This window comes from uncultured Streptomyces sp. (assembly GCF_947488945.1).
In the GTDB taxonomy this organism is placed as follows: Bacteria; Actinomycetota; Actinomycetes; order Streptomycetales; family Streptomycetaceae; genus Streptomyces.
The window spans coordinates 15,630-28,596 of record NZ_CANLBS010000008.1 but is presented as its reverse complement, the minus strand read 5'-3'; the positions used below and the strand labels follow the sequence as shown (position 1 = coordinate 28,596).

General features: G+C 73.5%; 11 protein-coding genes and 1 pseudogene. 6 read left to right on the top strand and 6 right to left on the bottom strand.

Annotated features, from left to right (window positions below; translation table 11 throughout):
- Positions 1-18: 18 nt before the first annotated feature.
- The 3 genes from Q0994_RS14650 to Q0994_RS14640 form a co-directional block, all read right to left on the bottom strand.
- Positions 19-1,581, bottom strand: coding sequence for a 3-hydroxyacyl-CoA dehydrogenase (locus Q0994_RS14650; protein ID WP_299534228.1), 1,563 nt, complete (start codon positions 1,579-1,581; stop codon positions 19-21).
- A 62-nt stretch (positions 1,582-1,643) separates the two neighbouring features.
- On the bottom strand, positions 1,644-2,381 hold the full coding sequence (locus Q0994_RS14645) for a CoA-transferase subunit beta (RefSeq protein ID WP_299534841.1): 738 nt from the start codon (positions 2,379-2,381) through the stop codon (positions 1,644-1,646).
- A gap of 128 nt (positions 2,382-2,509) precedes the next feature.
- Positions 2,510-3,427, bottom strand: coding sequence for a CoA transferase subunit A (locus tag Q0994_RS14640; protein WP_299534839.1), 918 nt, complete (start codon positions 3,425-3,427; stop codon positions 2,510-2,512).
- Between the two features lie 170 nt (positions 3,428-3,597).
- On the opposite strand from Q0994_RS14640, the gene Q0994_RS14635 reads away from it, so the two are divergent.
- The 4 genes from Q0994_RS14635 (at position 3,598) to Q0994_RS14620 (ending at position 7,824) form a co-directional block, all read left to right on the top strand.
- On the top strand, positions 3,598-4,494 hold the full coding sequence (locus Q0994_RS14635; RefSeq protein WP_299534226.1) for a LysR family transcriptional regulator: 897 nt from the start codon (positions 3,598-3,600) through the stop codon (positions 4,492-4,494).
- A 105-nt stretch (positions 4,495-4,599) separates the two neighbouring features.
- On the top strand, positions 4,600-5,826 hold the full coding sequence (locus Q0994_RS14630) for an acetyl-CoA C-acetyltransferase (protein WP_299534223.1): 1,227 nt from the start codon (positions 4,600-4,602) through the stop codon (positions 5,824-5,826).
- Between the two features lie 127 nt (positions 5,827-5,953).
- Positions 5,954-7,297 carry an MFS transporter gene (locus tag Q0994_RS14625; RefSeq protein ID WP_299534221.1) on the top strand — a complete coding sequence of 448 codons (1,344 nt, stop codon included), beginning with the start codon at positions 5,954-5,956 and terminating at the stop codon, positions 7,295-7,297.
- A 68-nt stretch (positions 7,298-7,365) separates the two neighbouring features.
- Positions 7,366-7,824: a MaoC family dehydratase gene (locus Q0994_RS14620; RefSeq protein ID WP_299534218.1), complete on the top strand. Its 459-nt coding sequence runs from the start codon at positions 7,366-7,368 to the stop codon at positions 7,822-7,824.
- Between the two features lie 24 nt (positions 7,825-7,848).
- Here Q0994_RS14620 and Q0994_RS14615 read toward each other — a convergent pair whose 3' ends face one another.
- On the bottom strand, positions 7,849-8,733 hold the full coding sequence (locus tag Q0994_RS14615) for a LysR family transcriptional regulator (protein ID WP_299534837.1): 885 nt from the start codon (positions 8,731-8,733) through the stop codon (positions 7,849-7,851).
- 170 nt (positions 8,734-8,903) lie between these two features.
- On the opposite strand from Q0994_RS14615, the gene Q0994_RS14610 reads away from it, so the two are divergent.
- Together Q0994_RS14610 and Q0994_RS14605 are read left to right on the top strand one after the other, a co-directional pair.
- Positions 8,904-10,037 carry a M20/M25/M40 family metallo-hydrolase gene (locus Q0994_RS14610; protein ID WP_299534834.1) on the top strand — a complete coding sequence of 378 codons (1,134 nt, stop codon included), beginning with the start codon at positions 8,904-8,906 and terminating at the stop codon, positions 10,035-10,037.
- Positions 10,034-10,807 (top strand): DUF6585 family protein, encoded by a 774-nt coding sequence (locus Q0994_RS14605; RefSeq protein WP_299534215.1) that lies wholly within the window; start codon positions 10,034-10,036, stop codon positions 10,805-10,807. The genes Q0994_RS14610 and Q0994_RS14605 overlap by 4 nt, the downstream gene beginning before the upstream one ends.
- Positions 10,808-10,974: 167 nt before the next feature.
- Here Q0994_RS14605 and Q0994_RS14600 read toward each other — a convergent pair.
- Together Q0994_RS14600 and Q0994_RS14595 are read right to left on the bottom strand one after the other, a co-directional pair.
- Positions 10,975-12,188: pseudogene (locus Q0994_RS14600) on the bottom strand (lipase).
- A gap of 153 nt (positions 12,189-12,341) precedes the next feature.
- On the bottom strand, positions 12,342-12,914 hold the full coding sequence (locus Q0994_RS14595; RefSeq protein ID WP_299534213.1) for a TetR/AcrR family transcriptional regulator: 573 nt from the start codon (positions 12,912-12,914) through the stop codon (positions 12,342-12,344).
- Positions 12,915-12,967: the final 53 nt, after the last annotated feature.

The following is a 12,967-nucleotide window of genomic DNA, read 5'->3' as shown; positions in this document are numbered from 1 at the left end:
GCCGGGGCGGCGGCGTCGTCACGGCGTGACGGGGGCGTCCGCGCAGGCGTCCGGGGAGGTGCCGGGATCCGTCAGCGCGAGGCCCAGCGACGCGCGTTCGGTGACCCAGCGGGTCGGCCGGTGGCGCGGGTCGCCCGTCGACGCGTACAGGGCCCGGTGCAGGTCCAGCATCCGCCCGGCGCCCACCCGGTCGCCCCAGGCGAGCGGCCCGGCCGGGTAGCCGAGTCCGGTGGTGACGGCGAGGTCGATGTCGGCGGGGGTGGCCAGCGACCGCTCCGCGAGGGATGCGGCGACGGAGACCACCGAGGCGAGCAGCCGCTGCGCGACCGACCCCGCGGTGTCCCTGACCAGCGACACCGCGTGCGGTTCCTCGCCCTCGGCGGCCCGCGCCAGCACCGCGCGGGCGTCGCGCGCCGCGGCCGGGTCGGCGGCCGGCGTCACCGCGAGCACCCGGCGGCGGCCCGTCGCGGCCAGCGGGTCCACGCCGAACGTCCGCCCGGCCGGCAGGCCCCGCGCCACCACCTCGGCGGCTACCGTGTTGCCCCAGGTCGGGACCAGCACGACCGCCCGCTCCGACGGCCCGGCGCCGGTCTCGACCGCGGCGCCGGCCGCGACCAGCGCCGCGCGCAGCGCCTCCGCCCCCGCGGCGCCGCCCGCCGGGGCGTCCGCCAGGAACACCGGGCGGTCCGCGTCCCCGGTGACCGGCGGTTCCCCGGCAGGGGCGGGCGCGTCGGGGCCGTACACGAACCAGCCCCGACCGGTCTTGCGGCCGTGCAGCCCGGCCGCCACCCGGTTCGGGGTCAGGTACGAGGGGCGCAACCGGTCGTCGTACCGGAATCCCGCCCAGATGGAGTCGATCACGGCGGCCGTCACGTCCAGCCCGGTGAGGTCCATCAGCTCGAACGGCCCCATCCGCAGGCCCAGTACGTCCCGTGCGATCCGGTCGATGCCCGCCGGATCGGCGACCGTCTCCTCCAGCAGGGCGAGCGCCTCCGTCACCAGGCCGCGGCCGGCGTGGTTGACGAGGAAGCCGGGAGTGTCGGCGACGGTCACCGCCCGGTGGCCGCAGCCCTCGACCAGTCGCGTCAGGGCCGCCGGGATCTCCGGGCGGGTCGCGGCCCCCGGCACCACCTCGACGATCTTCATCAGCGGAACCGGGTTGAAGAAGTGCAGGCCGGCCAGCCGCGACGGGTCCCGGAGCGTGGCTGCGATCCGGGTCACCGACAGGGACGAGGTGTTCGTCGCGAAGACGGCGGTGGCGGGCAGCGCCCGCTCCAGCTTCCCGAACACCTCGGCCTTGGTGTCCAGGTCCTCCCGCACGGCCTCGACGACCAGTTCGACGTCCGGGCCCGGCTGCCACGGGTCGTCCAGCGGGACCAGCCGTTCCAGGGCGGCGTCCCGGTCCTCGGCGGACGTCCGGCCCTTGAGGACCGCCCGGTCCAGCATGGACCGCACGAAGTCCACGGCCTCGGCGACCGCCTCCTTCCTGACGTCGGACAGCTCGACGGTGTGTCCTGCGGTCGCCGCCCACTGGGCGATGCCGCGGCCCATGGCCCCGGCGCCGACGATCCTGATGCGCATGGCGGTTGCGGTCCTCTCGTGGTGGCTGGTCGGTAGCGGTGTGTGCGACCGGGGGCGTCCGGTCAGCGCAGGTAGACGCGGCCCGGGTCGACATCCTCGCGCAGCAGGCGCAGTTCCGCCGGGGTGGGTGGCGCCACCGTCGCCACGGTGGCGGCCACCTTCAGGTCCCAGCCGGTCGCCACCCGCACCTGCTCGGCGGTGACGCCCGGGTGGACGGCGACCAGCCGCAGTTCGTCGCCGACGCCCTCCCGGGCCAGGACGCCCAGCTCCGTGACGACCCGTGTGACACCGGCGCCCAGCGGGCGGATGCCCTCGGCCAGCGCCCGGTCCGGGCCGGGGGTGGTGCAGAAGTCCAGTGTCCGGACGAAGGAGCGCGGGTCGTGCCGGCGCATCACCACGAACACCTCGCGGGAGTTGGCCATCACCTCGACGCCGCCGCCGGAACCGGGCAGCCGCACCTCGGGGCGCTCCCAGTCGCCGATGACCGAGGTGTTGAGATTGCCGAAGCGGTCGATCTGGGCCGCGCCCAGGAAGCCGACGTCGATGTGGCCGCCCTGGAGTACGCAGCCGAACAGCGCGGGCATGGACAGCACCGCCTCCGCGCCGGTGATCAGGACCGCGTCCGCGATGGTCTCCGGCAGGTGCGAGGGGTGCGCCCCGCACACCCCGGACTCGTACACCACCTCGGCCCGCGGCGCGACCGTCAGACGGGCGAGTTCGGTGGCCAGCGTCGGCAGGCCGATCCCGGCGAACACCGTGCGACGGCCCGCGAGTTCGCGGGAGGCGACGACGGAGAGCAGCTCGGAGGAGGTGACCTGTGCGGCGGCCGGGGACGTCCCGGCGCCGGTGGCCGCCGCAGCCGGTCCGTCCCCGCCGGTGCGGGCTCCGTCAGGGATGGTCAACGCGGACTCCTTCTCGTGCGCCGCGCTCACAGCCGCCGCCCGTAGTTCACCGGTTCGCTCAGGGCCTCGCCGACCGCGAGCCCCTCCCAGAACGCCTCGCCCAGCTTGTCCACGTAACCCGCGTGGTCGGCCGTGCCGTACACCCACTCCGCCAGCCAGTCCCGCAGCCGGACCGGGTCCTTGCTGATGTGCGACCAGGCGCGGTAGAAGGCGTTGTCCCGGTCGTAGTAGCCCTGCGCGAACGACGGATGGGCCCCGCGCGGGCAGACCACCACCGCGTCGACGGCGTGCGCCGGGACGAGGGTGCGGTTCGGGTCCGAGCGGACCACCTCGTCGGCGACGATCTCCTCCACGACGACGACCGCCTTCCGGGCCGCGTACACCGCCTCGGCCTGGACGCCGGTCAGCCCCCACATCTGGGTGTTGCCCCGGCGGTCGGCGCGCTGGGCGTGGATGATCGTCACGTCCGGGTTGACCGGCGGCACCACGTAGATCTGCTCCGGCTCGCCGTCCGCCCCCGGATAGGGCGACGTCACCTTCCGCAGCGCGGAGTTGACCGAGGGCAGGTCGCTGCCGCCGTAACTGCGCAGCGGGTAGAACGGCAGCCGCTGCGAGCCCGCCAGATAGCGGCAGACCATGCCGTAGTGGCTGTACTCCTCGAATTCCAGCGGTTCCGGCACGGCGCGCTCCAGCCGCCGCCGCAGCTCGCCGAGCGAACCGGCCGAGGAGTTGCCCACGAAGGACGAGACCAGCTTCGCGACGCAGCCCGCGGCGATCATTTGGTCCACCACGATGTCCGCCGTCATCCGCACGACCGTGAGGTCGCGCCGGCCCTGGCGGATGATCTCGTGCCCGGCGGCGGTCGGGACGAGATGGGTGAACCCCTCCAGGCAGACGGTGGCGCCGTCCTGGACGAAGGCGGCGACGGCCGCCTTCATCGACATGACCTTGTCCGGCCCGTCGGACCTGTCCGTCGTCCGTTCCACGGTGCTCCTCGGCGTTCGGCGTGCGGTGTTCCGGTGCTGCGCCGCCCACCCTCCCAGCGACCATTGATTGCCGTCCAATACCAAATTAAGGTCGTATCCAGACTGTTGGTTAATGAATGGGCACGGGTATGGAACTGCGTCATCTCATCGCGTTCACCGCGGTCGCCGAGGAACTGCACTTCGGCAGGGCCGCGAAACGGCTCCAGATGGCCCAGCCGCCGCTGAGCCAGCAGATCCGGCAACTGGAGAAGGAGCTGGGCGTCCAGCTCTTCGAGCGCAACACCCGCTCCGTGCGGCTCACCGGAGCGGGCGAGTCCTTCCTCGACCCCGTACGCGCCGTGCTGGAGGACCTCGACACCGCCGTACGGGCCGCCAAGGCCGCGGGCCGCGGCGAGTACGGCCGGGTCACCATCGGCTTTGCGGGCGCCTCCAGCCACGAGACGCTGCCCCTGCTGACCCGCGCCGTACGCGCCGCCCACCCCGCGGTCGAACTGGTCATGAAGGGCCAGACCTACGCCAACGTCGCCCTGTCCCGGGTCGCCGACGGCTCGCTCGACCTGGGCTTCGTCCGCCTCCCGGTGACCCAGCCCGGCGTCGCCCACCGGGTCATCGACGAGGAGGAACTCGTCTGCGCGCTGCCCTCCGACCACCGGCTCGCCCGGCTGGAGAGCGTCCCGCTCGGCATCCTCGCCGACGAGCCGTTCGTGTCCTTCCCCGCCGGCGCCGGATCCACCGTGCGCGACGCCATGGTCGAAGCCTGCGAGAGCGCCGGATTCAACCCCCGCGTGGTGCAGGAGGCCCCGGATTCCTACACCATCCTGGCCCTGGTCGCGGCCGGTGTGGGCGTCACCCTCACCGTCACCTCCTGCCAGCACATCCAGCAGAACGGACTCGTCTACCGCCCCCTCGCCGGGCCCCCGATCCGGCGGCAGGCCGCGCTCGCCTGGCGCACCGACAACCCGTCGCCCGCCCTGCACGCGGTGCTCGCCGTCGCCGAGGCCGCCCTGCCCACCCCACCCGGCTGATTGAGACGCACCACGTCTCGGAGCAGGGTCAATTCGATATTGGACCGACTCAGTGGTGCGGTGCGAAGGTCGCCCCACACACCCGAGCCGCCGAAAGGTACCGCCGTGCCCGACCAGACGGATGTCGTCATCTGCGCACCGCTGCGCACCCCCATCGGGCGCTTCGGCGGGGCGTTCGCCCGGCAGACGCCCGCCGCGCTCGCCGCCCGCGTCGTCGCCGAGGTCGTCACCCGCAGCGGGATCGACCCGGACCGCGTCGACGAGGTCATCCTCGGACACGCCTACCCGACGGCCGACGCCCCGGCGATCGGCCGGGTCGCCGCCCTCGACGCCGGCCTGCCCGTCTCCGTCACCGGCACCCAGACCGACCGCCGCTGCGGCTCCGGCCTCCAGGCCGTCCTGGACGCCGCCATGCAGATCCGGGCCGGCTTCAGCGACGTCGTGATCGCCGGCGGCGTCGACGTGATGAGCGCCGCGCCCTACTACACGCACGACGGCCGCTGGGGCATCACCGGCCCCGGCCTCCAGCTCCACGACGCGCTGGCACGCGGCCGGGTCACCGCCGGAGGCGTCCACCACCCCGTCCCCGGCGGCATGATCGAGACGGCGGAGAACCTGCGCCGCGCCTACTCCGTCAGCCGCGCCGACCAGGACGCCCTCGCGCTGCGCTCGCAGCAGCGGGCCGCCCGCGCGGCACGGGAGGGCCGCTACGGCGCGGAGACCGTGCCCGTCACCGTACGCAGCAGGAAGGGCGAGACGGTCGTCACCGCCGACGAGCACCCGCGCCCGGACACCACCGCCGAGCAACTCGCCGCACTGCGGCCGATCATGGCCAAGAGCGACCCGGACGCGACGGTCACCGCGGGCAACGCCAGCGGCCAGAACGACGCCGCCGCCGCATGCCTCGTCACCTCCGCCGGGACCGCCGAACGCCTCGGCCTCCTCCCGCTGGTACGGCTCGTCTCCTTCGCCCGCGCCGGCGTCCCCGCGGGGACCATGGGCATCGGCCCCGTCCCCGCCACCCGCACCGCACTCGACCGCGCCGGACTCACCCTCGCCGACCTCGACCTGATCGAGATCAACGAGGCGTTCGCCGCCCAAGTGCTCGCCTGCACCAGGGAACTGGGGCTCGGCGAGAAGGACCACGAGCAGCGGATCAACGTCAACGGCTCCGGCATCTCGCTCGGCCACCCGGTCGGCGCCACCGGAGCGCGCGTGCTCGCCACCCTCGCCCACGAGATGCACCGCAGCGGCGCGCGCTACGGCCTGGAGACCATGTGCATCGGCGGCGGCCAGGGACTCGCCGCCGTCTTCGAGCGCGTCACCGCCTGACCGCCCCGCGCCGTCCCCCCTCCTCTTCCGCCCTCCCTCCTCCGACAGCCGCGGCGCCGGGCGTCCGGGCGACGCCCCGCTCCGCCGCGCCCCCCTCCGCTCGTACCACGATGTCCGGGAGCCACCCATGAGCACGTCCACCGCCGGCGCACGCGAGAAGACGAAAGCCGCCAACCGCGCGGGATTCGGAGCCTTCATCGGCTCCACCATCGAATGGTTCGACTTCTACATCTACGGCACCGCCGCGGCCCTCGTCTTCGACAAGGTGTTCTTCCCCGAACTCGACGGCGCCCTGGGCACCCTGGTCGCCTTCGCCACCTTCTGGGTCGGCTTCCTCGCCCGCCCCATCGGCGGCATCGTCTTCGGCCACTACGGCGACCGCCTCGGCCGCAAGAAGACCCTCGTCATCACGCTGCTGATGATGGGCGTCTCCACCACCGCCATCGGGCTGCTCCCCGGCTACGCCTCCATCGGCATCGCCGCCCCGATCCTGCTGGTCTGCATCCGCATGGTCCAGGGCATCGGCCTCGGCGGCGAGTGGGGCGGATCCGTCCTCATCGCCTCCGAACACGCGCCCAAGGGCAAGTCCGTGCTGTACGGGGCGTTCGCCCAGCAGGGCTCGCCCGTCGGCAACACCCTCTCCACGCTGAGCTTCCTCGCCATCAGCCAACTCCCCGACGACGCCTTCGTGTCCTGGGGGTGGCGGGTGCCGTTCCTCGCCTCCGCCGCCCTCGTCATGGTGGGCCTCTTCGTCCGCCTGAAGGTCGCCGAGTCCCCGGCCATGGCCGGCCTCATCAGCCGCAAGAAGGTCGCCAAGCTGCCGCTGACCGAGGTGCTGCGCAACCACCCGATGCTGATCGTGCTCGGTATCGGGGCCTGCACCATCGGTCTCTCCGCCACGTACTTCAAATCGACCTTCGCGCTCTCCTGGGCGACCTCGTCGCTCGAATTCGACCGCAGCTCGTTCCTCACCATCATCCTGGTCGCCAACATCACCCAGATCCTCGTGCAGCCGTTCGGCGCCGTCCTCGCCACCCGCATGAAGAGCTGGTCCCGCGCGGTCACCGTGATGCTGCTGCCCGAACTCGTCCTGATGCCGCTGATGTTCGTCCTCATCAGCACGGAGAACTACGGCCTCGCCATGGTCGGCGTCGCCGTCGCCACCATCCCGCACTGCCTCTACTACGCCGCCCTGGCCGGCATGCTCGCCAGCCGGTTCCCCGCCCACGTCCGCTACACCGGCATCTCGCTCTGCTACCAGCTCTGCGGCACCCTGCTCGGCGGCACCACCCCGATCATCGGCCAGTTCCTCCTCAACCGGACCGGATCCATCACCGCCGTCATCGCCTACGCCGTCTTCCAGGTCGTGCTGACGCTCGGCTGCATGCTGCTGCTGCTCAAGCGCCCCAACCACGACGAACTCGCCGCCACCCCGGTCGCGTCACCGCGCACCGCCCCCGCCACGGCCTGACCGGCCGCCCCCAGCGCCTCGCGCGCACCGCCCGCAATGACACACCCGACGAAACGGAGTCACGGCCGATGCCGCTGACCGTGCACGGAATCCCGGAGATCCTCGCTCTCGAAGGCCGCGACCTCGGCCACTCCGCGTGGAAGGACGTCACCCAGGAACTCATCGACGCCTACGCCTCGGTCTCCGGCGACCACCAGTGGATCCACACCGACGTCGAACGAGCCGCCGCCGGACCGTACGGTCGCACCATCGCCCACGGCTTCATGGTCCTCAGCTGGGGCATCCCCCTGTTCGGCGAACTCCTCCAGGTGCGCGGGGTGGGCCGCGCCCTCAACTACGGGGTGAACAGAGTGAGGTACCCCGCCCCGGTGCCCGTCGGCAGCCGGGTGCGGCTGCGGGCGAGCGTCACCGAGGTGAAGGAGGTCCCGCGCGGGGGAGTGCAGATGACCCGCGGTTTCACCTTCGAACTGGAGGGCTCGCCGAAACCGGCCTGCGTCGCCGAGTCGCTCACCCACTTCTACCCGTGACGGCGGGGGTGGACGGCGCTGTCCTCACCCGGCGGCGGCGCGGAGCAGGTCCCGCAGCTCCACGGCCGCCGGGAGCGGAGCGTCCGGCAGGGCCACGTGCACGGTCCGGTGCGGCGGGAGACCGCCGAGACGGCACAGCACCAGGCCGGCCGGCACCGCCCGCGCCGCCAGCGCGGGGACCAGTGCGATGCCGAGGCCGGCGGCGGCGTAACCGAACTTCCCCGCCCACTCCGCGACCCTGATGACCCTCCGGGGCCGGAACCCCGCCCGCGCCCAGGCGTCGGCCAGCAGAGCAGGACTGTCCGCCGGAGCGTCCTGCACCCAGACCTCGTCCCGCAGATCGCGCAGTTCGACGGTGCCGGCCCCGGCCAGCGGGTGCTCGTGGCGGAGCGCGACGAGCAGTTCGTCCTCCCTCAGCGGGTAGGTCGTGACGCCTTCCGTGGCGGGGAGGCCGGACGGGTAGTCGCTGACCACGGCGAGATCCAGCGAGCCGTCCACGAGCCGGTCCACCAAGGTGCCGCTCCGGCCCTCGACCACCGTGATCCCGACCCCGGGCCGCGTCCGGCCGAAGGCACTCAGCGCTCCGGGCATGAGGGAGATGTTGGCCGTGGCGAACGCCCCGACCCGCAGCAGCCCGCCCCGGCCCGCGTGCAGGGCGGCGAGTTCGTGCGAGGCCCGGGTGAGACCGTCCAGCACCTCCACGGCCCGCAGGTGCAGGACGCGTCCGGCCGGGGTCAGTCTGACGCCCCGGGGCAGCCGCTCGAAGAGCGGCCCGCCCGCCTGACGCTCCAGCGACGCGATGCGCCGCGACACCGCCGACTGCGTGTAGTTGAGCTTCAGGGCCGCACCGGTGAACGACCCGGTGTCCGTCACGGCGACCAGCAGACGCAGCGCGTCCGTCTCGAACACATTCCCTCCCGGCATGGCTCCGATGCGAACCAGTCGCTGGTGGCATGGGACGTCACACCCTAGCTTCATCGGTGTCGGGACCGAAGAGGGAGAGAGGGAACGCAGATGCCTCGCAACAGTGGTGTGGAGAAGATCCGTTGACGCCGAACGGCAGGTTCGCGTTGCCCGGCATGCTGGCCGGTCTGAAACGCCTCGTGCTCCGCGAGTCCTTCTCGGCCGATCACGTGGCCCTGCGCCGCAGCGCCGACGAAGTAGCCGCCCTGGGCGGCGAATTGCTCGGTGCGGCACCCGAACGGATCGTGATTGACGGGGTGACTCACCTGCGGTGGTCCTCGGGCGTCCCCCGCGTGCTCCTGGTCGGACACCACGACACCGTATGGCCCACCGGCTCGTTGCGGGAGCACCCGTGGTCGGTGGCGGACGGCGTCGCACGCGGGCCGGGGGTGCTCGACATGAAGGCGGGCCTGGTGCAGATGTTCCACGCGCTGGCCTCCCTCCCGTCACTGGACGGCGTCTGCGTGCTGGTGAACGGGGACGAGGAGATCGGATCGCCCACCTCCCGGAGCCTGATCGAGGAGACCGCCCGCAACTGCGCGGCCGCCTATGTCCTCGAACCCGCCGCGGACGAGCACGGGGCGCTGAAGACGGAGCGCAAGGGGGTGGCGAGGTACGAGATCGTGGTGCACGGGCGGGCCGCCCACGCCGGGTTGGAGCCGGAGCGGGGCGTCAACGCCGCGATCGAGGCGGCCCACCAGGTCCTGGCCGCCGCGGAACTGGGCGTTCCGCCGGGCTTCCGCGGCCCCGGCTCCGGCCGTACCACCGTCACTCCGACGCTCGTGTCGGCCGGGACCACCGTGAACACCGTGCCGGCGGCCGCCCGCGTCTCGGTGGACGTACGCGCGCCGAACGCCGCGGCCCAGCACCGGGTCGACGGCCTGATCCGGGCGCTGTCCCCCCGGCTCGGCGGCGCGTCCCTGGAGATCCGGGGAGGCATCCGCAGGCCGCCGCTGGAGGCCGCCTCCTCCCGTGCCCTGTTCGCCCTGGCCGTGGAGGCCGCCGCCGAACTGGGCCAGCAGCCGCCGCGGGCCGCGGCGGTGGGCGGCGCGTCCGACGGCAACTTCACCGCGGGTGCGGGCTGTCCGACGCTGGACGGCCTCGGCGCGGTCGGCGGCGGAGCGCACGCGGACACCGAGTACGTCGACGTCACCCGACTCGTCCCGCGCGCCCGTCTGCTCGCCCGACTGGTGGCGCGGACCCTGGCCGCGACCGATCCCCGTACCCGCGACCCGAGGAGCACCCGATGAGGGCACGGCCCGCACAGTCCGCCCAGCACGCCCCGGCCCCCCTGCCTCCCGACGTCGCCGCCCTGGCCGCCCGCCACGGACTGGGCGGACCGGTGGGCGTGTTCCGCCCCCGGCGGATGGGCCGGCCGACGCTGGCCCTCCACCTCTTCACCCTCACCTACCTGCTGGTACTCATCGTGCCGCCGGTGCTCTACGTCCTGTGGCTGCACCGTCGGTACCCCGAGTTCAGCAGGAAACAGGCGGCCAAACGCCTCTGGTTGTTCGAAGAGGGCCTGATCGCGCACCCGTTCAAGGGGGACGGGCCGAGCGCGCTGCGCTGGGACTCCGTCAGCCTGTACACGGACGTCCGGCAGACCATCGTCAACGGCATTCCCGGACCGGTCACGTACGCGTACACCCTGGTCCCGCGGAGCGGCGTCGGCGGTGGGCTGACGCTCACCGAGTTCTACGAGTCCCCCGCCGTCTGGGGGCCGTGGATCCAGGAGGCGGTGGCCAGGGCCCAGGCACCTTCGGTGCTGCACGAGGTGGCGGCGGGGGAGCCGGTGCGCTTCGGAGGCTTCCAGCTCTCCCGGACCGGTCTGGCCGGCGGCGGGAAGCCCTCGCTGCCCTGGGACGAACTCCAGGGCGTCGAGGTGGTGAACGGACGGGTGCGTGTCATGAGGACCGGTGACCCTGTCCCCTGGGGCACGGTCGACGTCTCCCGTTTCGGCAACCTCGCGGTCTTCCTCACCGTCGCGGAGAACCTCGGCGGGCGACGGACGGCCGGCTGAGCAACCGGCCCCGGCCCGGCCCGCGCCAGGGGCCCGCCGCCATGCCCCGTCGGCCCTCAGCGGCCCGCCGCCGCGTCCGCCCCCGCCCGGCGGTCAGCGGTGCCCGCCGGCGTACGCGGCCGCGCGGCGGTCGGCGGTCCCCGCCGCCGTGCCCCGCCGCCCGGCCGTCAGCGTTTCGCCGCCGTGCTCCCGCCGGCCGTCGGAGCGGGCGTCGCGAACGGGCCGCCCGCGCCGAAAGCGGCGCGGGCGAAACGTTCCGCGATACGCCGGTGGGCGGCGGGGTCCGGGTGCAGGTCGTCCGGGAGCGGCAGTTCCGCGTGGTCCGCCTCGCCGTAGAGGGCGAGGCCGTCGAGGAGGTGCAGCTGGGGATCGGTGGTCAGGCGCTCCTCGACGATCCGCGCCAGCTCGGCCCGGACGACCGTGAGGGTCAGCTTCCCGGCGGCCGCCTCCGCCGGATCGCCGGCGGCCCTGAACCGCATCCGGCCTTCGCCCATCGCGCCGAGGTCGGGGGCGCTGGGGCCGGGCGTGGTCTCGTGGATGGGGCAGAGGACCGGCGACACCACCAGCAGCGGCGTGCTCGGGTGCCCCTCGCGGACGGTGTCGAGGAAGCCGTGGACCGCGGGGCCGAAGGCACGCAGCCGCATCAGGTCGGTGTTGACCAGGTTGATGCCGATCTTGACGCTGATCAGGTCGGCCGGGGCGTCCCGCATGGCGCGGGCGGTGAACGGGTCGAGCAGCGCGCCGCCGCCGAAGCCCAGGTTGGTCAGTTCGACGTCGCCGAGCGCCGCCGCCAGCACCGGCCAGATCCCGGTCGGGGACGTGGCGTTGGATCCCTGGCTGATGGAACTGCCGTGGTGCAGCCAGACCCTGCGGTCCCCGGTCGGCGCGGGACGGACCGGGGCGTCGGTGCGCAGGGCGACGAGCAGGGTGGCCTCGTCGTGCGGCAGCCAGATCTCCACGCCCTTCTCGGTGTCCGGCAGACCGGTGAACCGCAGGGTCTCCACCGGCCCGGTCCGGGTGGACAGGGACCCGGTGGTCATGTCGAGGGTGAGCGTGTCGCCGTCGGGCGCGCTCGCCCGGCCCGCCGGACGCCCGTCCACGAGGGGCCGTACACCCCGTCGGGGCGCGGCGGGGCTCCGGCGTAGACGCGCTTGGTGGCCACCACGTCCAGCTCGACGGCGGTGGCCCGGGTGCGGAAGACCAGCCGCACCCCGGAGGGCTGTGACTCGGCCATCGCGAGCTGGCCGTCCGGGATCTGCCGCCGGGCCTGCGCGGGCAACCGGTGCGGCAGCACGCCGCGCCCGGTGTGCTCCAGGTCGAGCGCTCCCCGCAGGATGTCGGGGCCGATGGGGGTCGTGATCCAGTCGTGCCGGGTGTCCATGTGCGCGGTTTCCTCGGTCTCGTCGGTCTCGTCGGTCTCGTCGGTCTTGGCGGTCTTGGAGGTCTTGTCGGGCGCCGTCCTCGGCCGGGCGGGCGGACGTGCCCCTCCGCGCCGCCCGGGGGAATCGGGTAGGGGGCCGGTGCGCCGGTCCGGTCAGCGGGCGGTGGGCCAGTTGCGCAGCAGGGTGTCGAGCGCGCCCAGGATCTCGGTCCAGCTCTCCTGCGAGGCGGGGGAGCTGTGGCTGAAACCGCCCGCGCTCTCCAGTTCCACGTAGCCGTTGAACACGCTGCCCAGCAGACGGACCGCGTGCGTCTGCTGCGGTTCGTCCAGGTCGTAGCCCCGCAGAAGCGCCCGCGTCATCTGGGCGTGCCGGACGCCGGCGCTCGCCGCCGCGGTCTCCGGATCGAGCCGGAAACGGGCGGCGGCGAAGCGGCCCGGGTGGCGCACCGCGTAGTCGCGGTACGCGTCGGCGAACGCGATCAGGGCGTCCTTGCCCGCCCGCCCCGCCAGCGCGGCCGCCGCCTCGTCGGCGAGTTCCTCCAGGGCCAGCAGGGCGATCCTGGTCCTGAGGTTCTCGGCGTTCTTGACGTGGGAGTACAGGCTCGCGGTCCGCACGCCCAGCCGCCGGGCGAGTTCGGAGGGGGTGACGTGCGCGAACCCGATCTCGTCGGCGAGCTCGGCCCCCGCCCGTGCGACACGTGCGGCGTCGAGTCCCGTCCTTGCCATGCCACGCTCCGAATGGTCGTCCGCTATTGCCTAAAACAATATACGTTTGCCTA

What these genes read in the sequence shown, in the direction of transcription:
- Q0994_RS14595 (WP_299534213.1), bottom strand. Translation starts at nt 12,914, where the DNA reads ATGGCAAGGACGGGACTCGACGCCGCACGTGTCGCACGGGCGGGGGCC.
- Q0994_RS14605 (WP_299534215.1), top strand. Translation starts at nt 10,034, where the DNA reads ATGAGGGCACGGCCCGCACAGTCCGCCCAGCACGCCCCGGCCCCCCTG.
- Q0994_RS14610 (WP_299534834.1), top strand. Translation starts at nt 8,904, where the DNA reads ATGCTGGCCGGTCTGAAACGCCTCGTGCTCCGCGAGTCCTTCTCGGCC.
- Q0994_RS14625 (WP_299534221.1), top strand. Translation starts at nt 5,954, where the DNA reads ATGAGCACGTCCACCGCCGGCGCACGCGAGAAGACGAAAGCCGCCAAC.
- Q0994_RS14620 (WP_299534218.1), top strand. Translation starts at nt 7,366, where the DNA reads ATGCCGCTGACCGTGCACGGAATCCCGGAGATCCTCGCTCTCGAAGGC.
- Q0994_RS14640 (WP_299534839.1), bottom strand. Translation starts at nt 3,427, where the DNA reads ATGTCGATGAAGGCGGCCGTCGCCGCCTTCGTCCAGGACGGCGCCACC.
- Q0994_RS14635 (WP_299534226.1), top strand. Translation starts at nt 3,598, where the DNA reads ATGGAACTGCGTCATCTCATCGCGTTCACCGCGGTCGCCGAGGAACTG.
- Q0994_RS14650 (WP_299534228.1), bottom strand. Translation starts at nt 1,581, where the DNA reads ATGCGCATCAGGATCGTCGGCGCCGGGGCCATGGGCCGCGGCATCGCC.